Annotated in this window: 19 protein-coding genes; 7 read left to right on the top strand and 12 right to left on the bottom strand. The window is 67.2% G+C overall.

What is annotated here, in order from left to right; all coding sequences use genetic code 11:
* Position 1: 1 nt before the first annotated feature.
* The 3 genes from ABIC35_RS16570 to mnmA form a co-directional block, all read right to left on the bottom strand.
* Positions 2–970 carry a KpsF/GutQ family sugar-phosphate isomerase gene (locus ABIC35_RS16570; RefSeq protein ID WP_121073098.1) on the bottom strand — a complete coding sequence of 323 codons (969 nt, stop codon included), beginning with the start codon at positions 968–970 and terminating at the stop codon, positions 2–4.
* A gap of 125 nt (positions 971–1,095) precedes the next feature.
* A complete protein-coding gene (locus ABIC35_RS16565; protein WP_121073099.1) occupies positions 1,096–2,109 on the bottom strand; it encodes a phytanoyl-CoA dioxygenase family protein in 1,014 nt (337 codons plus the stop codon).
* Positions 2,110–2,258: 149 nt separating this feature from the next.
* Complete coding sequence (gene mnmA / locus ABIC35_RS16560) at positions 2,259–3,368, bottom strand: tRNA 2-thiouridine(34) synthase MnmA (protein WP_121073100.1); 1,110 nt, start codon at positions 3,366–3,368, stop codon at positions 2,259–2,261.
* 156 nt (positions 3,369–3,524) lie between these two features.
* Here mnmA and ABIC35_RS16555 point away from each other — a divergent pair, with 156 nt between their 5' ends.
* The 3 genes from ABIC35_RS16555 (at position 3,525) to ABIC35_RS16545 (ending at position 4,538) form a co-directional block, all read left to right on the top strand.
* Positions 3,525–3,752 carry a hypothetical protein gene (locus tag ABIC35_RS16555; RefSeq protein WP_354278520.1) on the top strand — a complete coding sequence of 76 codons (228 nt, stop codon included), beginning with the start codon at positions 3,525–3,527 and terminating at the stop codon, positions 3,750–3,752.
* A 104-nt stretch (positions 3,753–3,856) separates the two neighbouring features.
* A complete protein-coding gene (gene sciP, locus ABIC35_RS16550; protein WP_066721323.1) occupies positions 3,857–4,156 on the top strand; it encodes a CtrA inhibitor SciP in 300 nt (99 codons plus the stop codon).
* Between the two features lie 124 nt (positions 4,157–4,280).
* On the top strand, positions 4,281–4,538 hold the full coding sequence (locus ABIC35_RS16545) for a GlsB/YeaQ/YmgE family stress response membrane protein (protein WP_064310489.1): 258 nt from the start codon (positions 4,281–4,283) through the stop codon (positions 4,536–4,538).
* 70 nt (positions 4,539–4,608) lie between these two features.
* On the opposite strand, the gene ABIC35_RS16540 is transcribed toward ABIC35_RS16545, so the two are convergent.
* Entirely contained in the window at positions 4,609–5,334 is a 726-nt protein-coding gene (locus ABIC35_RS16540; protein WP_121073102.1) for an SIMPL domain-containing protein, read from the bottom strand.
* A gap of 270 nt (positions 5,335–5,604) precedes the next feature.
* On the opposite strand from ABIC35_RS16540, the gene ABIC35_RS16535 reads away from it, so the two are divergent.
* The 3 genes from ABIC35_RS16535 (at position 5,605) to ABIC35_RS16525 (ending at position 11,139) form a co-directional block, all read left to right on the top strand.
* Positions 5,605–6,786, top strand: coding sequence for an efflux RND transporter periplasmic adaptor subunit (locus ABIC35_RS16535; protein ID WP_121073103.1), 1,182 nt, complete (start codon positions 5,605–5,607; stop codon positions 6,784–6,786).
* Between the two features lie 12 nt (positions 6,787–6,798).
* Entirely contained in the window at positions 6,799–9,966 is a 3,168-nt protein-coding gene (locus tag ABIC35_RS16530; RefSeq protein WP_121073104.1) for an efflux RND transporter permease subunit, read from the top strand.
* A 174-nt stretch (positions 9,967–10,140) separates the two neighbouring features.
* Positions 10,141–11,139 carry an LLM class flavin-dependent oxidoreductase gene (locus tag ABIC35_RS16525; RefSeq protein WP_121073106.1) on the top strand — a complete coding sequence of 333 codons (999 nt, stop codon included), beginning with the start codon at positions 10,141–10,143 and terminating at the stop codon, positions 11,137–11,139.
* A gap of 43 nt (positions 11,140–11,182) precedes the next feature.
* Here ABIC35_RS16525 and ABIC35_RS16520 read toward each other — a convergent pair whose 3' ends face one another.
* The 4 genes from ABIC35_RS16520 to ABIC35_RS16505 form a co-directional block, all read right to left on the bottom strand.
* Complete coding sequence (locus tag ABIC35_RS16520) at positions 11,183–11,734, bottom strand: hypothetical protein (protein ID WP_121073108.1); 552 nt, start codon at positions 11,732–11,734, stop codon at positions 11,183–11,185.
* A gap of 169 nt (positions 11,735–11,903) precedes the next feature.
* The gene (locus tag ABIC35_RS16515) at positions 11,904–13,211 is read right to left on the bottom strand and encodes a sensor histidine kinase (protein ID WP_183049466.1); all 1,308 of its coding nucleotides are present in this window, start codon (positions 13,209–13,211) and stop codon (positions 11,904–11,906) included.
* Positions 13,212–13,332: 121 nt separating this feature from the next.
* Positions 13,333–14,001 carry a response regulator transcription factor gene (locus ABIC35_RS16510; RefSeq protein WP_064310484.1) on the bottom strand — a complete coding sequence of 223 codons (669 nt, stop codon included), beginning with the start codon at positions 13,999–14,001 and terminating at the stop codon, positions 13,333–13,335.
* Between the two features lie 27 nt (positions 14,002–14,028).
* On the bottom strand, positions 14,029–14,373 hold the full coding sequence (locus ABIC35_RS16505; RefSeq protein WP_183049286.1) for a hypothetical protein: 345 nt from the start codon (positions 14,371–14,373) through the stop codon (positions 14,029–14,031).
* 117 nt (positions 14,374–14,490) lie between these two features.
* Here ABIC35_RS16505 and ABIC35_RS16500 point away from each other — a divergent pair, with 117 nt between their 5' ends.
* Entirely contained in the window at positions 14,491–16,275 is a 1,785-nt protein-coding gene (locus ABIC35_RS16500; protein ID WP_121073112.1) for an ABC-F family ATP-binding cassette domain-containing protein, read from the top strand.
* Between the two features lie 66 nt (positions 16,276–16,341).
* On the opposite strand, the gene ABIC35_RS16495 is transcribed toward ABIC35_RS16500, so the two are convergent.
* The 4 genes from ABIC35_RS16495 to ABIC35_RS16480 form a co-directional block, all read right to left on the bottom strand.
* Positions 16,342–16,968 carry a PEPxxWA-CTERM sorting domain-containing protein gene (locus ABIC35_RS16495; protein WP_121073114.1) on the bottom strand — a complete coding sequence of 209 codons (627 nt, stop codon included), beginning with the start codon at positions 16,966–16,968 and terminating at the stop codon, positions 16,342–16,344.
* A gap of 367 nt (positions 16,969–17,335) precedes the next feature.
* Positions 17,336–18,145, bottom strand: coding sequence for an ATP-binding protein (locus ABIC35_RS16490; RefSeq protein WP_121073116.1), 810 nt, complete (start codon positions 18,143–18,145; stop codon positions 17,336–17,338).
* An 86-nt stretch (positions 18,146–18,231) separates the two neighbouring features.
* Positions 18,232–19,107 (bottom strand): LOG family protein, encoded by an 876-nt coding sequence (locus tag ABIC35_RS16485; protein ID WP_121073118.1) that lies wholly within the window; start codon positions 19,105–19,107, stop codon positions 18,232–18,234.
* Positions 19,108–19,146: 39 nt separating this feature from the next.
* Positions 19,147–19,842: an extensin family protein gene (locus ABIC35_RS16480; protein ID WP_121073120.1), complete on the bottom strand. Its 696-nt coding sequence runs from the start codon at positions 19,840–19,842 to the stop codon at positions 19,147–19,149.
* Positions 19,843–19,862 lie beyond the last annotated feature (20 nt).

Below are 19,862 nucleotides of genomic sequence, written 5' to 3'. Positions count from 1 at the left end.
GTCAGGCGCCGAGCCGGAGGTCGTGGATGTGGAGCAGCCCCCAAGGGCGGCGCGATCCGGCCTTCTCCATCACGAACAACACGGTAATCTTGTTCTCCTGCATCCGAGCCACGGCTTCGTCGACGGTTGCATCCTTGGTAATCGTGACGGGGTCGCGCGTCATCAATTCGCCCGCCACCGCCAGCAGCATGCGGTCGAACGAACGCCGCAGATCGCCGTCGGTGATCACGCCGATCAGGTCACCCGCAGCATCCACCACGCCGGCGACGCCCTTGCCGCATGAGGTCATCTCCAGCACCACGTCGCGCGCGCTGGTATCCGCGCGTACCAGCGGCAACGGCTCGGTGCGCCGGATCAGTGCGCCGAGCGTCTGAAGACCCCAGCCGATCCGGCCCCCGGGGTGCCAGTGCGCCAGTTCGTTGCGCGACGTGCCGCGCTTGCGCATCGCCGCCACCGCCAGCGCATCGCCCAATGCCAGCATCATCGTCGTCGAGGTCGTCGGCGCCACGCCTTCCGGGCACGCCTCCGCGCATTCCGGCAGCAGGAGCGTGATCGAGGCGTTGCGCGCCAGCATCGACTGCGCGCCGGCCGTCATCGCGATAACGGGGACGGACAGCCGCTGGGCGTGAGTCAGCACCGCCGCCACCTCGGGCGTCTCGCCCGAATTGGACAGCACGATGAGGACGTCGCCGCTGCGCATCACACCCAAATCGCCGTGCGAGGCTTCGCCTGGGTGCAGGTAATAGGCCGCGCCGCCCGTCGCCGAGAGAGTGGCGGCGATCTTGCGGGCGATATGGCCCGACTTGCCCATGCCGGCGAGAATGATGCGGCCGCGCGCACCGACCAGCAGATCGACGGCCGCAGAGAAATCGGCGTCCAGTCGGTCGGCGAGCATCGTCAGCGCGGCTGCTTCGATGCGAATGACGTCCGCGCCATGGTCGATGATGGTCTGTACGCTACTTACTTCCATGCCCTTCCCTCCGTGATTGCTTCGCCTGCCGGCATCGATCGGAAACATCCGATCCGGCAGCTATCAATCACGCCCGTCGTGCGTCTCGCACCGGGCAAGCTTCAACGCAAGACCAACGCGGCCGATCAATCATCGAGCACCAGCTTGTCGCCAGCGGGTTGCCATGGTTGTCCAGTCCAATTCTGGAAGCGATCACGGATGCGCCACATCGCGTCTATCCGTCGCTCCGCAATGCCTGGCACGCTCAGCAGATCGGCGCCGGTCCAGGGCACGAAGGGATTGCGCCGACTGAACGACCAGAGCTCGAGGCGCCGGCTCGGGCGGGTCGCGGCGACGCGCGCGTGGAAGCCGCAGGTATCGGCAACGACCAAGGTGTTGGCGGGCACCGGAAAACGCTGGGCGGGGGGCAGTCCCAAGCCCGGCAGCTCCTCCGGCGAGACGCGCAGCGATCCGCGTGCCGACAGGAAATCGTCGCTGGTTCGCGCGGTCAGGCTGCGGGCCTGTTCCCAGTCGAGGCGGGCGGGGGTCAGCCGATGCGAGCCGGGAACATAGGAGAAGGGCCCGTCTGCCTCTTCGACATCGTTCAGGAAGAACCAGGCCTTTACCGTCGGGTGGAAGGTGTCCGCGTGGAGATTGGTCTGGGGATCGGGGTCCGGGACGCCGCTGTCGGTCAGGATCGTCTGAACATAGTGGAGCGGCTCGCTGCGGAAGCTGCCGACATAATGGCACAGCGCGCGGAACCGCACGTCGCGCAGCAGTGCCTCGGCCTGGGGGATCGCTTGCAGGAAGGACGGCCCGATCGCGATGCGACGGGTGATGGTATTGCCCTGGCGCATCTCGCGCGTCGCGAAGCGCTGCGCCAGCACCGCCTCGCGCAGGGCCGCGAACGCCAGGGGCGGCAGAAAGTCGCGGACGATGACGAAGCCGTCGCGATCGAACGCTGCACGGTCTTCGTCAGGAAGGCCGGCGGTCAGGCGGGCGCGGCGGCTCCAGGCGAGCTGGTGGGCGATCTGTACCCGGGTACGATGCAAACCGCGGGCATTGAGCCGGCGCGATCCGATGATGGGATTGTCGCGGAACGACTTGGCGCCGGTGGCAAGTTGGGCGAGCCACCAGGGGGCCGCCAGCATCGAAGGCATGCGAAAGTCTCACTCGAACGCGATGGTGTGCGACCCATCCTGTTGCTGCGACGCAATCTAACCGTCCGTTCCGCCAAAACGCCGCCAGGGTCAAGCTTCAGATCTGCGCTTTCGCGTAAATCAGCGGAAAAGGCTTTCGGCTGAGCGGTTTAGGCAGCCATCGCCTGCGCTCGCTCGGTCTCGGCGATCCAGCCCCCGCCGAGCACGCGATCCCCCGCATAGAGCACCGCCGCCTGGCCCGGCGCCACGCCGTATTCGGGCGTCTCGAACACCACCCGGTCACCCTCCATCCGCGCCGGCACCGGCTTGGCGAGGCTGCGCACCTTGGCGGTCATCGGACCGGCATAGGCGCCGGCGAGCCAGTTAATGTTCTCCAGCCGCGCCGCCCCCACTGCCAGCGCCCGGCGGGGGCCGACGACGACGCGCTTGGTCTCGGGCTCCAGCCGCAGGACATAATAGGGCTCGGGTGCGCCGCCGATCTCCAGCCCGCGGCGCTGGCCGACGGTGAAGTGGATCAACCCGCGATGCTCGCCGAGCCGGGCGCCGCTCTCGTCGACGATCTCGCCGCCCGCCTCGGCCTCCGGGCGCAGCTTCTTGACCAGCGTTGCATAGTCGCCGTCGGGGACGAAGCAGATGTCCTGGCTGTCGGGCTTGCCGGCGACGCCCAGCCCCAATTCGGCAGCGAGCGCGCGGACCTCGGGCTTGGGCAGGCCGCCCAGCGGGAAGCGCAGATAGTCGAGCTGGCCCTGCGTGGTCGCGAAGAGGAAGTAACTCTGGTCGCGCGCCGGATCGGCGGCGCGGTGCAGCTCGGCGCCTTCGGCTCCCACCACCCGACGGACATAATGGCCGGTGGCGAGGCAGTCCGCGCCCAGGTCGCGCGCGAGCGCGAACAGATCGGTGAACTTCGGGCCCATGTTGCACTTCACGCAGGGGATCGGGGTGCGGCCCGCCATGTACTCGTCAGCGAAGTCGTCGATCACCTGGGTCTGGAAGCTGCTCGCATGGTCGAAAACGTAATGGGCGATCCCCAGCTTGTCGCAAACCGCGCGCGCATCGCGGATGTCGCGGCCGGCGCAGCAGCTGCCGGCGCGGCCCACCGCCTCGCCATGATCGTAGAGCTGGAGCGTGATGCCGATCGTCTCCGCCCCGCTGCGCGCGGCAAGCGCGGCGACGACAGAGGAGTCGACGCCGCCCGACATGGCAACGACGATGCGCCGCCCGGAAAGCGGCTCGGCTAGCTGGAAATCACCGGGGTTCATGGCCGCTCAGATAGGGCAGGCCCGTTCCGGATGCCACCCGGGGGCTTTGGAAACCTGCCAGACATGGAAGTTAAGCTGAAGTTTTCGGCGCCTTTACGGCCCTTTTAGCACTCGCCGCTTATACTGCGGGCTCGAAGGACGACTGGAAACGCATTGGTGGACTTGAGTTTTGCCCATCCGAACCGCGACTTGGGCATGGCGATGCTCCCGACGGGACTCGCCGTGCTGATGGCGATGGTGACGAGCCGGCAGGCCGCCAGCTTCACCGCGCGAATCCAGACCCGGCTTTCGATGCCGCTTCCCGTGGCAGCGCTGCTCGCGCCGGCCGATGGCTGTTTCCATCGCGCCGCCGCAACCGCGCTGCATCAATGGGGAGAGGCGTGAAGCGCGCGTTTACCTTGCCATTTTAGCCGATGTTCAAGGCAGGCCGGTAAAAGTCGTTTCACGGTTGCGTAACAGGGGCGGCCGGCCCCGAAGAGGTTTGGTAGATGATTGAGAACCAGAAGATCCGTCCTGCCAAGGTGATCGGTCCGCTCGGCGAGCCGCTGACCCTGGACAGCCTGCCGCCGCCGAACACCACCCGCTGGGTCGTGCGGCGCAAGGCCGAGGTCGTGGCCGCCGTAAATGGCGGGCTGCTGACCGTGGACGAGGTATGCGATCGCTACGGGCTCACGGTCGAGGAATTCGCCGGCTGGCAGCGCGCGATCGATCGCTCCGGCATGCCGGGGCTGCGCGTCACCCGCATCCAGCATTATCGCTCGCTCTACGAACGCCAGCAAAAGTTCTGATTTTTTTCGTTTCGCGTGCCAAAAGTTCCCTTGACAACGTAAAAAATCGTTTTGGAACCAAACCGACCATTCGCGGATTTTCCATTACGTCGCCCGGGTCGCCGGGCAAGTAAAGGAGGGACGAATGGTAGGCTTTATCGTTTGGCTCGTCATCGGCGGCGTCGTCGGCTGGCTTGCGAGCATCATCATGCGGACCGATGCCCAGCAGGGTATCTTCCTGAACATCGTCGTCGGCATCGTCGGCGCGTTCGTCGGCGGTCTTCTGTTCGGCGGTAACATCAACAGCGGCGTGATCACCCCGATGACCTTCCTGGTCTCGCTGGTGGGTGCGGTCATCCTGCTCGCGATCGTTAACCTGGTGCGTCGCGGCGCGGTGCGTTAAGCATCCCGCTTCCACCAGACCAACAAAAAGGGCCGTCCCAGCCGGGGCGGCCCTTTTTTTCATGTCCGGATCATTTCAGCAGGAAGCGCACCGAAACGCTGGCGGTGACCTTCTGCTCGCCGGGCACGATCGCAGTATCGGCTTCGGCCATCATCGCCTTGCCGCGCATCAGCATCGGCACCGGCTGCGGCATCTGCGGCATGCCCGCTTCCGAGATCAGCAGGATGCGATCGACCTTGAGCCCCGCCGCCTGCGCATAGAGATTGGCGCGCGCCTTGGCCTTGGTGATGGCATCACGCCGCGCCTCGTCGAGCGCGCCTTCCTCGTCGGCAAGCGTCAGGTTCGGCCCGGCGATGTTGTTCGCCCCCTGCGCGACCAGCGCATCGAGGATCGTGCCGCTCTTGGCCACGTCGCGGAAGCGGACGGTCAGCTGGTTCGATGCCTGGTAGCCGGTGATCACCGGCGGCTTGTTCTCCTGATAGCGATATTGCGGCGCGAGGTTGACCGAACTGGTCTGCAGGTCGCGCTCGGCGATGCCGGCCTTGCGCAGCGCGCCTAGCACCGCTGCCATCCGCGCGGCATTCTGCTGCATCGCCTCGCCCGCAGTGCTTGCGGTGGTGACCACCCCGGCCTGGATCAGCGCGAGATCGGGCACGCGGGTGCTGGTGCCCTCGGCAACGATGTCGAGCACGGTGCCGTCGGCCGGGATCGGCTGGGCGGCCGGCTGCGCCTGGGCAAAGGCCTGGGGCGAGGCGGCCAGCGCTAGCAGCGCGGCGAGCGGCAGAGAGCGGATCATGGGGATGTTCCTCCTGTTGTTTGTCGTCATCCTGCACCGGCTTGTCGACGCCTGCAGACGAACGCAGGCTGAACGAAGCGGCGACAACAAACGATTGATGTTACTTGCAAGCACCGGCAGGCGCCGGACTTTATTCTTTGGTGTCACTTGCGCGCGTACATGCAACCGGGCATGCCGCCGCGCGTTGCTACGCCGGCCTTGCCGCCGGTGATATATTCCTATAATACAGTGCGACGAGGGGCGTGCAGGCGCCCCGAACGAGGTGGGCGCATGAATTACGAGGCAGGGATGTTGGATCGGCAGGAGCAGCTCGGGTTCGAGGGGGAACCGGCGCGGCGTGGGCGGCGGTGGCTGTGGATCGGCCTTGGCGCCTTCGTGCTGGTCGTGATCGCCGGCTTCCTGCTGATGGGGCGCTCGGCGAACAAGCCCGTCCCCGCCGCCAAGGGCGGCAAGGACCAGAGCCAGCTTCTCACCGTCACCGTATCGGCGCCGGGCCAGCAGACCATCTCGACGATCGTCAGCGGCACCGGCAGCCTGGCCGCCAAGCGCGAGATGCCGGTCGGCGTCGCCGGCGAAGGCGGCATCGTCACCCGGGTGCTGGTCGATGCCGGCAGCTGGGTGCAGAAGGGCCAGGTGCTCGCCGTGGTCGATCGCTCGGTCCAGGCGCAGACCGCCGAATCGCTCGCTGCGCAGATCCGCGTCGCCGAAGCCGATGCCAAGCTCGCCCAGGCGAATCTCGAGCGTGCCGAGAAGCTGGTCGGGAACGGATTCATTTCTCGCGCCGATATCGACCAGAAAACCGCCGCGCGCGACCAGGCGCTCGCCCGCGTCCGTGTCGCCAAGGCGCAGCTCGCCGAGACCCAGGCGCGCAACCGCCGGCTCGATATCCGCGCGCCGGAAGCCGGCCTGGTGCTCGCCCGCCAGATCGAGCCGGGCCAGATCGTCAGCTCGGGCTCGGGCACGCTGTTCCGCATGGCGATGGACGGTCAGCTCGAGCTGCGCACCCAGCTCGCCGAAGCCGACATCCAGAAGCTCCATGTCGGCGCGCCGGCGGAAGTGACGCCGGTCGGCACCCAGACCAGCTTCAAGGGCCAGGTGTGGCAGGTATCGCCGGTGATCGACCCCACCAGCCGCCTCGGCATCGCCCGCATCGCGCTGCCCTACAACCCGGCGCTGCGTCCCGGCGGCTTCGCCAGCGCGCGGATCGTCGCGGGCGCGGTCACCTCGGTGATCCTGCCCCAGTCGGCGGTGCAGAGCGACCAGCAGGGCACCTATGTCTATATCCTCAACGACAAGAACGAGGCGGTGCGCCGCGACGTGAAGACCGGCGACGTTTCGGACCAGGGCGTGCGGATCAGCAGCGGCCTGACCGGCAACGAGCGCGTGGTGATGACCGCGGGCGCGTTCCTGAACCCGGGCCAGAAGGTCATTCCCCAGCTCCAGAAGAAGTAAGGGATCGGCGCGATGAGCTTTCGCAACATCTCGGCCTGGGCCATCCGCAACCCGGTCCCGCCGATCGTCCTCTTCCTGTTCCTCACCATCGCCGGGCTGGTCAGCTTCAGCCGGATGGACGTGAACAACAGCCCGGACATCGACTTCCCGATCGTCTGGATCTCGATCAGCCAGCCCGGCGCCGCGCCGAGCGAGCTCGAGACGCAGATCACCCAGAAGGTCGAGTCCGCCGTTCGCAGCCTGCAGGGCATCGACGAGATCAACTCGACGGTGTCAGAAGGCAACAGCCAGACGGTGGTGCAGCTGGCGATCGGCACCCCGATCGACCGTGCGGTGGAAGACGTGCGCAGCGCCATCCAGCAGATCCGCGGCAACCTGCCCGACGGCATCCTCGAGCCGCAGGTCGGCCGCGTCGACAGCGCCAGCAGCAACGACATCGCCAGCTTCACCGTCACCGCGACCGACATGACGGTCGAGCAGCTCTCCTGGTACATCGACAATAGCGTCTCGAAGGAGCTGCTGTCGATTTCCGGCATGGCGGCGGTGCAGCGCAACGGCGGCGTCAACCGCGAGGTGAGCGTCGTGCTCGATCCGGTGAAGCTCGCCAGCTTCGGCCTCACCGCAAGCCAGGTGAACCAGCAGCTCCGCCAGGTGAACCTCAACGCCGCGGGCGGCCGCGCCGAAATTTCGGGCTTCGAACAGTCGCTGCGCGTCGTCGGCAACGCCAAGGACGCCTATACGCTCGGCCAGACCCAGATCGCCACCGGCACCGGCCGCACCGTGCGCCTCGCCGACATCGCGACGGTGAAGGACGGCTATGCCGAGCGCCGCAACTTCGCGCGCTATGACGGGCATCCGGTGATCTCGTTCGACATCCAACGCGCCAAGGGCGCTTCTGACGTCACCATCTACGAGGAAACGCAGAAGAAGCTGCAGGCGCTCGAGAAGAACAACCCCAAGGTTCATTTCGAGCTGCTCGACAACTACAGCAAATACGCCAAGGAGCAGTTCGACTCCGCGATGGAGGCGATGATCGAGGGCGCGGTGCTCGCCGTCGTCGTCGTGTTCCTCTTCCTGCGCGACTGGCGCGCGACCGTGATCTCGGCGCTGGCGATCCCGCTTTCGGCGATCCCCAGCTTCTGGTTCATGGACATGATGGGCTTCACGCTCAACCAGATGACGCTGCTCGCGCTCAGCCTGGTCGCGGGCGTGCTCGTCGACGATGCGATCGTGGAGATCGAGAACATCGTCCGCCACATGCGGATGGGCAAATCGGCGTACCAGGCCTCGATCGACGCGGCGGACGAGATCGGCATCGCCGTGCTCGCCACCACCATGTCGATCGTCGCGGTGTTCCTGCCGGTGGGCCTGATGCCGGGCATTTCGGGCCAGTTCTTCAAGAATTTCGGCCTCACCGTGGTCGCCGCGGTGCTGATGTCGCTGGCCGTCGCCCGCATGCTCACCCCGATGATCGCCGCCTATTTCCTCAAGGCGCACGGCCATGTCGAACATGGCGGCGGCCCGGTGATGCGCATCTATGTCCGGCTGCTCGAATGGACGCTGATGCACCGCTGGGTGGCGATCCTAGCCTATGTGCTGTCGCTCGGCGGCACGATCGGCCTGCTCGTCGGCATGCCGCAGACCTTCCAGCCGGCGCAGGACGAGGACACGGTCACCGCGACGATCGAGATGGTGCCGGGCACCACGCTCGAGCAGACGGACCGCGTCGTCCAGCAGGTGGCAGGCATCCTGCGCGGCGAGCCGGCGGTGCAGCACACCTATGCCCGCACTTCGGTGGGCAACGGCCGCGTCACCGCTGCGCTCGCCGAGAAGCACACGCCGGCGCGCACAGAGACCAGCACCGAGTTCGAGAAGCGCCTGGCGCCCAAGCTGCTCGCCATTCCCGATGCGCGGGTGAATTTCCGCTCGCAGTTCGGCTGGGGCTCGTCGGGCCGTGACCTGACCATCACGCTGGGCGGCGAGGACCCCGAGCTGCTCAACAAGACCGCGCTCACCCTGATGAAGCAGATGGAGGGCCTGAAGTCGGTCGTGGCCCCGCGGATCTCGGGCGACCTCCAGCGGCCGGAAATCGTGATCTCGCCGCGGCTCGACCTGGCGGCCGACCTCGGCGTGACCACGGCGGCGCTGTCCAACGCGATCCGCGTCGCGACGCTGGGCGACATCGAGCAGAACAGCGCGAAATTCTCGCTGTCCGATCGCCAGATCCCGATCCGCGTCGCGCTCGACCAGGATTCGCGCACCCGGCTCGATACGCTGCGCGACATGCGCGTGCAGACCCAGACGGGCGGTTCGGTGCCGCTCTCCTCGGTGGCGGACATCCGCTTCGCCGCGGGGCCGACCAAGGTCGAGCGCCTCAACCTGCAGCGCCGCCTGGTGGTGGGCGCCGATCTCGCGATGAACCCGGCGACGGGCAAGCCCTATGTCTCGGGCGACGTGATGAAGGAGATCCACAATCTCCCTATCATGAAGCAGCTGCCGGTGGGCATTGCCGAGATGACGGTGGGCCAGGCCAAGTGGCAGGGCGAGATGATCCAGAACTTCATCGTCGCGCTGGCCTCGGGCATCTTCCTGGTCTTCGCGGTGATGGTGCTGCTGTATCGCCGCTTCGTCTCGCCGATCGTCAACATGGGCTCGCTGCTCAACGCGCCGCTGGGCGGGCTGATCATGCTGGCGATCCTGGGGATGCCGGTGAGCCTGCCGGTTTACATCGGCATGCTGATGCTGTTCGGCATCGTCGCCAAGAACTCGATCCTGCTCGTCGACTTCGCGCTGGAGGAGATGGAGAAGGGCGTGCCGAAGCTGGAGGCGATCGTCGATGCCGGGCGCAAGCGTGCCCAGCCGATCGTGATGACCACCATTGCGATGGTGGCGGGCATGGTGCCGACGGCGCTTTCGCTCAACGGCGACTCGTCGTTCCGCGCGCCGATGGGTGTGGTGGTGATCGGCGGCCTGATCGTCTCGACCCTGCTCACGCTGGTGATCGTGCCGGCGCTGTTCAGCCTTGCGGTGGGCCTGGAAGGCTGGCTGGGGCCGCGGCTCTCGCGGCGCCTGCTCACCTACAAGCCGGGCGACGACGGCAGCCGCGTGCTCGGGCCGGCGGCTCCCCACGGCGCGATCGACCACAAGCCCGGCGACGACGAGGTGCAGCCGGCGGAGTAAGTGGCCCGCCCCCCGTGGGCGGGGGAGGGCTGCTCCTTGACCGAATCCTCGTCATCCCGGCTTTCGCCGGGATGACGGCTGGTGGAGACGCGTGGCTAGGCTGGAAGCGCGCGGACGACGGTAACGGCGCCTAACCCTCTGGCAACGCTGCGCGTGCGTCCCCACATTCCGTCCATGACCGCATATTCCCTGCTCGATCTGGTGCCCGTCGTCCAAGGCGGCACCGTGGGCCAGGCGCTCGCCAACGCCGCCGACCTCGCCGCCCATGCCGAGAAGCTCGGCTTCCAGCGCTACTGGATGGCGGAACATCACGGCATGGAGGGCATCGCCAGCGCCGCCACCGCCGTGGTGATCGCCCATGTCGGCCACGCCACCAGCACGATCCGCATCGGCGCGGGCGGCATCATGCTACCCAACCATTCGCCGCTGCAGGTGGCCGAGGCGTTCGGCACGCTCGACGCACTGTTTCCCGGCCGCATCGACCTGGGGCTCGGCCGCGCACCTGGCTCGGACCAGCGAGTCTCCGCCGCGATCCGCCGCAATCTGGAGAGCGACGGCAACGACTTCCCGCAGGACGTGATGGAGCTGCAAAGCTATTTCGCCGATGACGGCCGCACCGGCATCCGCGCGACCCCGGGCGCGGGCGCGGACGTGAAGCTGTGGATCCTCGGATCGAGCACCTTCGGCGCGCAGCTCGCCGCCGCTTTGGGCCTGCCCTATGCCTTCGCCTCGCACTTTGCCCCGGGCCTGCTTGATGAGGCGATCGCGGTCTATCGCCGCAACTTCCGCCCGTCCGAAGCGCTGGCCAAGCCGCACGTGATGCTCGGGTTCAACGTGTTCGGCGCGGACAGCGATGAGGAGGCGGAATATCTCGCCAGCTCGCAGCAACAGGCGTTCGTCGCGATCCGCACCACCGGGCGCGGCATCCAGCTGCCGCCGCCGGTGCGTGGCTATCGCGAGAGCCTCGGCACGCAGGGCAATGCCGTGCTCGACCATGTGCTGTCGGCCTCGGCGATCGGCGGTCCCGCCAAGGTGCGGCGCGAGATCGAGGCGTTCCTCGAACGCACCCAGGCCGACGAGCTGATGCTGACCAGCGCGATGTTCGACCATCAGGCCCGCAAGCGCAGCCTGGAGATCGCCGCCGAGGCGATGCGCGCGGTCGAACCCGCCTGAAAGATCGGGCGGCGCATGCCCCGGCAGCGCCGCCCCCTGCCGGTCAGGCCAGGGTATCGAGAACCAGGCCGGTCGACTTGGTGCTGCTGCTCTTGCTGGTATCGCCCGACGCCGAATAGCTGGCGCTATCGTCGGCCTGGTCGCGCAACTGCTTCAGGAATTGCGAAACCGCGTCGCTCGCGGCGTCCGCGGTATTCGCGGCGCTTGCGTCCGTATCGGCGTCCGCATCCTGCGCAGGCGGCGGGCCTTCCGGGCCCTTGCCGCCATGGGCGCCGTGCGGACCATGCTTGCCGCCCGCACCCTTGGCGAACATGCCCTTCAGCTCGGTCGCCTGGTCCTCGGTGAGCGTGCCGTTGTCGACCTGGCCCTGGATCAGCGACTCCATCTTCGCCTTCACGTCGCCCGACGGCTTGCCACCGCTGCTCCGCTCGGACGCAAGGCTGGAGTCGATCGAGTCGAGCGCGGTCGACAGCGCGCTCTGATCGGTGGCGCTGATCTCGCCCGAGGAAACGGCGGCGGAAATACGATCGTTGATGCGGTCGTGCGGCGACGGCATCGCGGTGCTGGCGGTGGAAAGTGCAGAAATGCTGCTCATGGTTGCCCTCCAATGGGGAACATTCCCCACCGCAGTTTACACCATATCGGTTAAGTAACCGTTGCCGCGCCGTGAAGATCTTGGCGCGATGTCACGCGGGCGCAGAGCAACGATCGCCGTCTGCACGGCGCACATCACAGCGGAATTTCACGATGTTGCAGGTGCGAAATCAGCCCGCGGCGGGAAGGCGAAGGCGGACGAGCAGGCCGCCCAGATCCTCGCTCTCCTCCAGGCTGACGGTGCCGCCATAGATTTCGGCGACGTCGCGGACGATCGCCATGCCGAGACCGGTGCCAGGCTTGCCGGTATCGAGGCGCACGCCGCGATCGAAGATGCGGATGCGATCGGCTTCGGGAATGCCCATGCCGTCGTCCTCGACCAGGATCTCGACGAACCCAGAATCCAGCCGCGCGGTGACGAACACGCTGCCGCCGCCGTACTTGGCGGCGTTCTCGACGAGGTTGCCGAGGATCTCGTCTAGGTCCTGCCGCTCGATATGCGCGACCGCGTCCTTCACCCCGTCCACGTCGATGCGGACATTGGGGTAGAGCCGCGCCACCGCGCGCTCCACCGCCTCAATCGACGGCCACACCTCGGCACGGCTGTGCGCGCTGCCGCGGCGGCCGACCGCGCGGGCGCGGGCGAGATGGTGGTCGATCTGGCGCCGCATCGTCCGCGCCTCGCGGATCACCGTATCGGGCAGGTCTTCCTGGCCGGCGGCGGCAGCGTTCATGATCACGCTGAGCGGCGTCTTGAGCGCGTGCGCGAGGTTGCCCGCATGGCGTCGCGCCTCCTCGGCCTGGCGATCGTTATGCTCGACCAGCGCGTTGAGCTCGTCGACCATCGGCCCGACCTCGGCGGGCATCGGCCCGCCGACCCGCTGGGTGCGCCCGGCGCGGAGGCTGGCGATCTCCCGCCGCACCTTGCGCAGCGGCCGCAGCCCGTACCAGGTCTGCAGCGCCGCCATCGCCACCAGCCCCAGGCCCAGCAGTGCGAAGCTGCGCACCAGCGTGCGACGCACGGTGGCGATCTGCGCATCGAGCACGTCGCGGCTCTCCGCCACCTGGAAGCGCCAGCGCACCGGCGATCCGGGCAGGGTCAGGTCACGCTCGGCGATGCGCAGCTTCTGGTCGGGGAACTGGTTGCTGTCGTAGAAATGGATCTCGCGGTCGTTATGGACCTGATCGACCTTGAGGCGGCGATCCCAGAGCGAGCGCGAATAGAAGGGCTCGAACCCCTTGCCGCTGATCTGCCAATAGGCGCCCGAATTGGGCTCAAGGAAACGCTGATCCGCCAGTTCGCGGTTCATCACCACTTCGCCGCTCGAGCTCAACTCGGCCGAGACGATCATCGACGAGACGAGATAATCGAGCTGGTCGTCGAAATTGCGGGTGATCGCGGTGGTCAGCACGCGATCAAGGGCATAGCCGCCGCCGACGAGCAGCAACAGGATCCACGCGGTCGCGACGAGCAGCATGCGCCGGCTGACCGAACCGGTGACGCGCACCGGCCGGCGTTCGCGCGGATTCGCCTCGGCGGGCGCGGGCGCGGCGTCTTGTTCCTCGCCGGAGATCAGCGTCGCGTCCACCCAGCCGGCCTCAGGTGAAGCTGGCTTCGTCGAGGCTGTAGCCCAGGCCGCGGATAGTGGTGATCACATCGGCACCCAGCTTCTTGCGGATGCGCGTGACGAACACTTCGATCGTGTTCGAATCGCGATCGAAATCCTGGTCGTAGATATGCTCGATCAGCTCGGTGCGGCTCACCACCTTGCCCTTGTGGTGGAGCAGATAGCTGAGCAGCTTGTACTCCTGCGCGGTCAGCTTCACCGGCTCGCCGGCCTTGGTGACCTTGCCCGAGCGGGTGTCGAGCCGGATGTCGCCCGCGGTCAGCTCGGCCGAGGCATTGCCCGAGGCGCGGCGGATCAGCGCGCGCAGGCGGGCGATCAGTTCCTCGGTCTGGAACGGCTTGGCGACATAGTCGTCGGCGCCGGCATCGAGACCCGCCACCTTGTCCGACCAGCTGTCGCGCGCAGTGAGCACCAGCACCGGCATGGTGCGGCCTTCCTTGCGCCAGCGATCGAGCACGGTCAGCCCGTCGATCTCGGGCAGGCCGAGATCAAGGATGATCGCGTCATATTGCTCGGTCGAGCCGAGGAAATGGCCTTCCTCGCCATCGGTCGCGAGGTCGACGGCATAGCCCGCGCCCTCGAGCGCGGTGCGCAGCTGGATCCCGAGATTGGGTTCGTCCTCGACGATCAGAAGTCGCATTCGCTGTCCCGTCCTTTTCTAAGCTGCTCAGCTGCCCATGCGCCGGAGGATCTGGCCGGTATGGCCGTCCACCTCCACCCAGATCACCGATCCATTGCGCAGGAACTTGAGCGTGTAAACGTCGTGCTCGGGATCATAGTCGAACCCGAGATATTGCGCGCCCGGCATGCGGGGAATCACTCGCCGCTCGATCTCGCGCGCGGGCAGATTCTGGCCGCGAAGCCGCCGCTCGCGCGCCGCACGCTGGCCGTCATCCTGCTCCGCGCCGATCGGGCGCGCGAGGACCGGGCTCGTGAGCGCGAGGCTCGCAAGACACGCGATCAGAACGGGTTTGACCAACATCGGCATGGGAATGGCATAGGGTCCGGGCATTGAATAGCCCCTGAACATGAACGTCAGCCGCGGTTCGGCAATTGTGGCATTGGTGCATCGCTGCTGCCCACGCCTCGCCGCTTGCGGGGAGGCCCGCCGCCTCCTAGGTGCTGCACCATGGCTGCTCCGGTGCTTTCCTATGAAGGGCTGGGTCTCGTTCAGGGATCCGGCTGGCTTTTCCGCAATCTCGACCTGCATGTCGGCGAGCGCGATCGGCTCGCGCTGATCGGCCGCAACGGTGCGGGCAAGACGACCCTGCTCAAGCTGATCGCCGGCGCGATCGACAGCGACGAGGGTCGCCGCACCATCGTGCCGGGCACCCGCGTGATCCTGCTGGAGCAGGAGCCGCGCATGCTCGGCTGCACCACGCTGATGGACTATGTCCTCTCCGGCGACGATGCCCCCGCGCAGCACGAAGCGGAGGCGATCGCCGACCAGCTCGGCATCGACCTGTCGCGCGAGGCTGCGACCGCGAGCGGCGGCGAGCGCCGCCGCGCCGCCATCGCCCGCGCGCTGGCGCAGGATCCCGACGTGCTGCTGCTCGACGAGCCGACCAACCATCTCGATCTCGGCGCGATCGAATGGCTGGAAGACTGGCTGACGCGCTACAAGGGCGCCTTCGTCGTCATCAGCCACGATCGTACCTTCCTCACTCGGCTCACGCGCCAGACGCTGTGGCTCGATCGCGGTTCCATCCGTCGTGCCGAGATTGGCTTCGGCGGGTTCGAGGCATGGACCGAGCAGGTCTATGCCGAGGAGGAGCGCAACGCGCAGCGGCTCGATGCCAAGCTTAAGATTGAGGAGCATTGGCTCCAGCGCGGCGTCACCGGCCGCCGGCGGCGCAACCAGGGCCGCCTGTCGAAGCTCAAGGAAATGCGCGCCGAACGCGCCGCGATGACGGGTCCCCAAGGCACGGCCGCGCTCGCCACCGCCTCGGACGGCAACCAGACCAAGGTGGTGATCGACGCCAAGCACGTCACCAAGCGCTTCGGCGAGCGGACGATCATCAAGGATCTGACCTTCCGCGTCACCAAGGGCGACCGGATCGGCATCGTCGGATCGAACGGCGCGGGCAAGTCGACGCTGCTCAAGATGCTGACCGGCGAGCTCCAGCCCGACGAGGGCACCGTCAAGCTCTCCCAGACGCTGGATGCGATCATCATCGACCAGCAGCGCAGCCTGATGGCGCCCGACAAGCGGGTCCGTGACGTGCTGGCCGACGGCGGCGACTGGATCGACGTGCAGGGCGCGCGCAAGCACGTCCATGGCTATCTCAAGGAATTCCTGTTCGATCCCAGCATCGCCGAGGCGCGGATCGGCACGCTCTCGGGCGGCGAACGCTCGCGCCTGCTGCTCGCGCGCGAATTCGCCCGGCCGTCCAACCTGCTGGTGCTCGACGAGCCGACCAACGATCTCGATCTCGAAACGCTCGACCTGCTCCAGGAAGTGATCGCCGATTATGCCGGCACGGTGCTGATCGTCAGCCACGACCGCGACTTTCTCGACCGCACCGTCACGGTTACGCTGGGGCTGGACGGCAGCGGCACGGTGGACGTGGTGGTCGGCGGCTATGCCGATTGGGAAGCCAAGCGGCGGCCGCGGATCGAGGCCAAGAAGGCGAGCAAGCCGGCCGCTGCTGCACCGGCGGTGGAAGCACCCAAGGCGCGCACCAAGCTCAGCTACAAGGACCAGCGCGATTACGAGCTGCTGCCCAAGCGCATCGAGGAGATCGACCAGACGATCGCCCGCGACGAGGCGCTGCTCGCCGATCCGGCGCTCTACACCAAGGATCCGGCGAAGTTCGCCAAGCTGAGCGAGGGCATCGCCAAGCTGCGCGAGGAAAAGGACGCGGCCGAGATGCGCTGGCTGGAGCTGGCGGAAATGGTCGAGGGGCTGGCGTAAGCCTCCGAACGACAAAGCCCGCCGGATCGCTCCGGCGGGCTTCGCGCTACCAGGGAGGCTGGGAGCTCAGTTCTTCGCGTAGCGGACCTTCACCGAGCGACGCGACGCGCGGAGCATGCCGCCCATCATGCCGAACCCGGCGATCATCAGGCCCCAGCTCGCCGGCTCCGGCACGGCCGACAGCGCGGTTGCCGAGAAGCTGGTTGCGCCGTCGCCCTGCGTGGTCAGGGTCAGGAGCGCCGCCGTATCGTCATAGCCGGCGATGCGGAAGGTGCCCGATGCGATCAGCTTGAGGCTGCCGCCGGCGTTGTCCGCCGAGTAGGTGACCGACTGGATCGTCTTGAGGTCGAAGAAGATCGACGAGCCGATGTCGAAGAACGACGCGACCGGACCGCCCGTGAAGGTCGGCAGGTCCTTGATCGTGCCGCACGGCCCGATGCACGTGATGCCGGTGAACACGCCGGTGGTTCCCAGCGCGGCGAAGATGGTGCCCGGCGCCCCGCCGTCGCCCATGGACGAGCCCGGCATGCCGAAATTGTAGAAGTCGAGACCGGTGGCAGCACCCATGTTGGACGCCCCGACCGGGCGGACGAAACCGTTGAAGCTGATCTGCCCGAGGATCTGCGCGGCCTGCGCGGGAACTGCCGCGCACAGTAAGGCTGCCGCAGCAGCAAGCTTTGTATGAATACGCATTGGCGCACCCTTTCCCTTGTTAACGGCGATGTGAGCGACTCGGCTCTGCGGCCGTTAACCCGACGTTAAGTTTATGAAAGGGAACGACAACAACGTTCTCATCGATGAAGATGCGAAGGTTTGCATTGTGCGAGGCGGCATAATCAGCCGAAATGGAGGTAATCCCAGCCGATTTTCGTACTGCACGTGCAAACGATCGCACGTTTGCGTCGGTTTTAGGAGGAGAAATGACCTGCGGATTGGAAGACCGAAACGTTACCGCAACGTTGCTGCAACCGCGTTGTCGTCGTTCCGTTCGTCCCGCCGATCGCACAAGGCTGTGTTTTTTCGAGACAATCCCGAGAAAAATTATGCGGGGGCGAGACGATCAGAGCCGCTTGCCCTGCTGCCCCGCCAGTTCGACGACATATTGCCAGGCCACGCGCCCGGAGCGGCTGCCGCGCCGTGTCGCCCATTGGATCGCGTCCTGCGGTTCGAAGTGGAGGCCGTGCGTTTCGGCGTAGCCGCGCACGATCGCCACATAGGTGTCCTGGTCGACGACATGGAAGCCGAGCGAGAGGCCGAAGCGATCGGCAAGGGCGAGATCGTCGTCGATTGAGTCGCGCGGGTTGATCGCGCTGGACTGGGCGTCGATGTCGCGGGGGAGCAGGTGGCGGCGGTTGGAAGTGACCAGGAGGCGGCAATTCGCGGGCCGCGCCTCGGCCCCGCCTTCGAGCAGCGAGCGCAGCGCGCGCGCATCGGCGGCGGCGTCGAAGCCGAGATCGTCCAGGAAGATCGCGAAGGGGCGATCGGTGGTGGCGAGCAGCGCGAACAACTCGGGCAGCGTCTCCAGATGCGTCGTCGCGGCCTCGACCAGCGCGAGCCGCCCGCCCTGCGCCTGCACCTCGGCCACCGCGCCCTTGACCAGCGCCGACTTGCCGGTGCCGCGCGCGCCCCACAGCAGCACGTCCTGCGCGGCATGGCCGGCGGCGAGCCGCTCCAGATTGGCGAGCAAGGCGGTCCGCTGCTTCTCCACGCCCTGGAGCAGCGCGAGCGGGGTGGGGGCGAAAGCGCGCGCCGGCACGATGTTGCGGCCGCGCCACACATAGGCGGGGTGCGCCTCCAGATCGGCCGGCGGAGCAGGGGGCGGCGCCAGCCGTTCGAGCGCCTCGGCGATGCGGATCAGCGGATCGGTCATGGGCAGGGGCTATAGCGCAATGCGGCGGCGGCGCGAGGGGGCCTTCTTTCCTCCCCCTCCCGCAGGCGGGAGGGGGAGGATCGGTTTCAGCCCGCCGTCACTTCCTTGTTCCGCCAGAAGTCCTGGACGATTTCCCAGCCTTCCTCGGCGGTTTCGCAGAAGCGGAACAGGTTCAGGTCGCGCGGCGAGATCACGCCTTCGTCGCACAGCGCCTCGAAGTTGACGACGCGGTTCCAGAATTCCTTGCCGTAGAACAGCACTGGGATCGGATCGACCTTGCCCGTCTGGATCAGCGTCAGCAGCTCGAAGCTTTCGTCGAAGGTGCCGAAGCCGCCCGGGAACACAGCGACGGCGCGCGCATGCAGCAGGAAGTGCATCTTGCGGAGCGCGAAATAGTGGAACTGCATGCTCAGGCCCGGCGTGACATACGGGTTCGGCGCCTGCTCGTGCGGCAGCACGATGTTGAGCCCGATCGTTTCCGCGCCCACGTCCCGCGCACCGCGGTTCGCCGCTTCCATGATCGAGGGGCCGCCGCCCGAGGTGACGACGAAGTGGCGCTTGCCGGCCGTGTCGACCGGGAAGTTGCTCGCCAGACGGCCCAGCTCGCGCGCCACGTCATAATATTTGGACTTGGCGACCAGGCTCTCGGCGATCCGCTTCTGCTGCTCGGTTTCGGCGAGCGCGAGCACGGCTTCGGCCTTCGCCGGCTCCGGAATGCGCGCCGAGCCGTAGATCACGAAGGTCGAGGCGATGTTCGCTTCGTCGAGCAGCAGCTGCGGCTTCAGCAGCTCCAGCTGGAAGCGGATCGGCCGCAGGTCCTCGCGCAGCAGGAAGTCCATGTCCTGGAAGGCGAGCCGGTAGGCGGGATGCTCGGTCTGGGGGGTGCCGGTGGCGGTGTTGGCGGCTTCGGCTTCCTGCTGGGCAGGGCGGAAGACGCGCGACGGGACTCTCGTATCGCTCATTGACCGCGGATTAGGCGCATCCGCCCCGCTTGGAAAGCCTCAGGCGCAGAAGGGGCCGCGCCCCATATCGAGATGGAAATGGTCGCGATGGACGTAATTATAGTTGGGGCTCAATACGGTAGCGAAGCGCCTGCAGGCGGATCCGTGGATCGTCTCGAGGAATTTGCGGATCGCGGGATCCTGGTTTTGCCAGTCCTTGAGGATGGTGATCCGCCGTCCGTCCTTCAGCACGAACCCGGAGACGTCGACCGCGTTGGCGCGGCCATGCTCGGAAAGCTTGGTCGAGGCCTGCGCGCTGCCGACGATCGCCCGGCAGACATAGGTGCCGAACGTGTCCACCCGGACGAGATCGCTGCCCAGGATCTGTCGCGCCGCCGGCGCCACGGCGTACTGCACCCAGCCGGTGAAGGCGCGCGCGAGCGGGCAGCGCATCCCCTTGATTCCGCCCACCGGCACGCCGATGTCGATCAACTGCACCGCGCCTTCGACGATGCAGCCGCCGCCATAGTCGCGATCGGGCAAGGCGCCGAACCGTACGCCGGCGCGCGACAGATCGGTGAAGCATTGCTGGGTGTCGCGCGGCGTCGGCCGGTTGAGCGTGATCGGCGGGCTGCCGCGCGGCCGGGTGGGCGCCGGGGCCGGGCGTTTGTCGCCGCCGCCGCTGCCGAAGATACAGGCCGAAAGCAGCAAGGGCAGGGCCAGCACCGCCAGCGGGAACACACGCGAGAACGCCATGGGCGTGCACCCTAGTCGAG

The organism is Sphingomonas trueperi (assembly GCF_040545965.1).
Taxonomy (GTDB): Bacteria; Pseudomonadota; Alphaproteobacteria; order Sphingomonadales; family Sphingomonadaceae; genus Sphingomonas; species Sphingomonas trueperi_C.
This window is presented reverse-complemented; position numbering and strand designations above follow the sequence as displayed.

Coding starts and splice junctions, on each gene's coding strand:
- ABIC35_RS16570 (WP_121073098.1), bottom strand. CDS start 970: ATGGAAGTAAGTAGCGTACAGACCATCATCGACCATGGCGCGGACGTC.
- ABIC35_RS16565 (WP_121073099.1), bottom strand. CDS start 2,109: ATGCCTTCGATGCTGGCGGCCCCCTGGTGGCTCGCCCAACTTGCCACC.
- mnmA (WP_121073100.1), bottom strand. CDS start 3,368: ATGAACCCCGGTGATTTCCAGCTAGCCGAGCCGCTTTCCGGGCGGCGC.
- sciP (WP_066721323.1), top strand. CDS start 3,857: ATGATTGAGAACCAGAAGATCCGTCCTGCCAAGGTGATCGGTCCGCTC.
- ABIC35_RS16545 (WP_064310489.1), top strand. CDS start 4,281: ATGGTAGGCTTTATCGTTTGGCTCGTCATCGGCGGCGTCGTCGGCTGG.
- ABIC35_RS16540 (WP_121073102.1), bottom strand. CDS start 5,334: ATGATCCGCTCTCTGCCGCTCGCCGCGCTGCTAGCGCTGGCCGCCTCG.
- ABIC35_RS16535 (WP_121073103.1), top strand. CDS start 5,605: ATGAATTACGAGGCAGGGATGTTGGATCGGCAGGAGCAGCTCGGGTTC.
- ABIC35_RS16530 (WP_121073104.1), top strand. CDS start 6,799: ATGAGCTTTCGCAACATCTCGGCCTGGGCCATCCGCAACCCGGTCCCG.
- ABIC35_RS16525 (WP_121073106.1), top strand. CDS start 10,141: ATGACCGCATATTCCCTGCTCGATCTGGTGCCCGTCGTCCAAGGCGGC.
- ABIC35_RS16520 (WP_121073108.1), bottom strand. CDS start 11,734: ATGAGCAGCATTTCTGCACTTTCCACCGCCAGCACCGCGATGCCGTCG.
- ABIC35_RS16515 (WP_183049466.1), bottom strand. CDS start 13,211: ATGCTGCTCGTCGCGACCGCGTGGATCCTGTTGCTGCTCGTCGGCGGC.
- ABIC35_RS16510 (WP_064310484.1), bottom strand. CDS start 14,001: ATGCGACTTCTGATCGTCGAGGACGAACCCAATCTCGGGATCCAGCTG.
- ABIC35_RS16505 (WP_183049286.1), bottom strand. CDS start 14,373: ATGCCCGGACCCTATGCCATTCCCATGCCGATGTTGGTCAAACCCGTT.
- ABIC35_RS16500 (WP_121073112.1), top strand. CDS start 14,491: ATGGCTGCTCCGGTGCTTTCCTATGAAGGGCTGGGTCTCGTTCAGGGA.
- ABIC35_RS16495 (WP_121073114.1), bottom strand. CDS start 16,968: ATGCGTATTCATACAAAGCTTGCTGCTGCGGCAGCCTTACTGTGCGCG.
- ABIC35_RS16490 (WP_121073116.1), bottom strand. CDS start 18,145: ATGACCGATCCGCTGATCCGCATCGCCGAGGCGCTCGAACGGCTGGCG.
- ABIC35_RS16485 (WP_121073118.1), bottom strand. CDS start 19,107: ATGAGCGATACGAGAGTCCCGTCGCGCGTCTTCCGCCCTGCCCAGCAG.
- ABIC35_RS16480 (WP_121073120.1), bottom strand. CDS start 19,842: ATGGCGTTCTCGCGTGTGTTCCCGCTGGCGGTGCTGGCCCTGCCCTTG.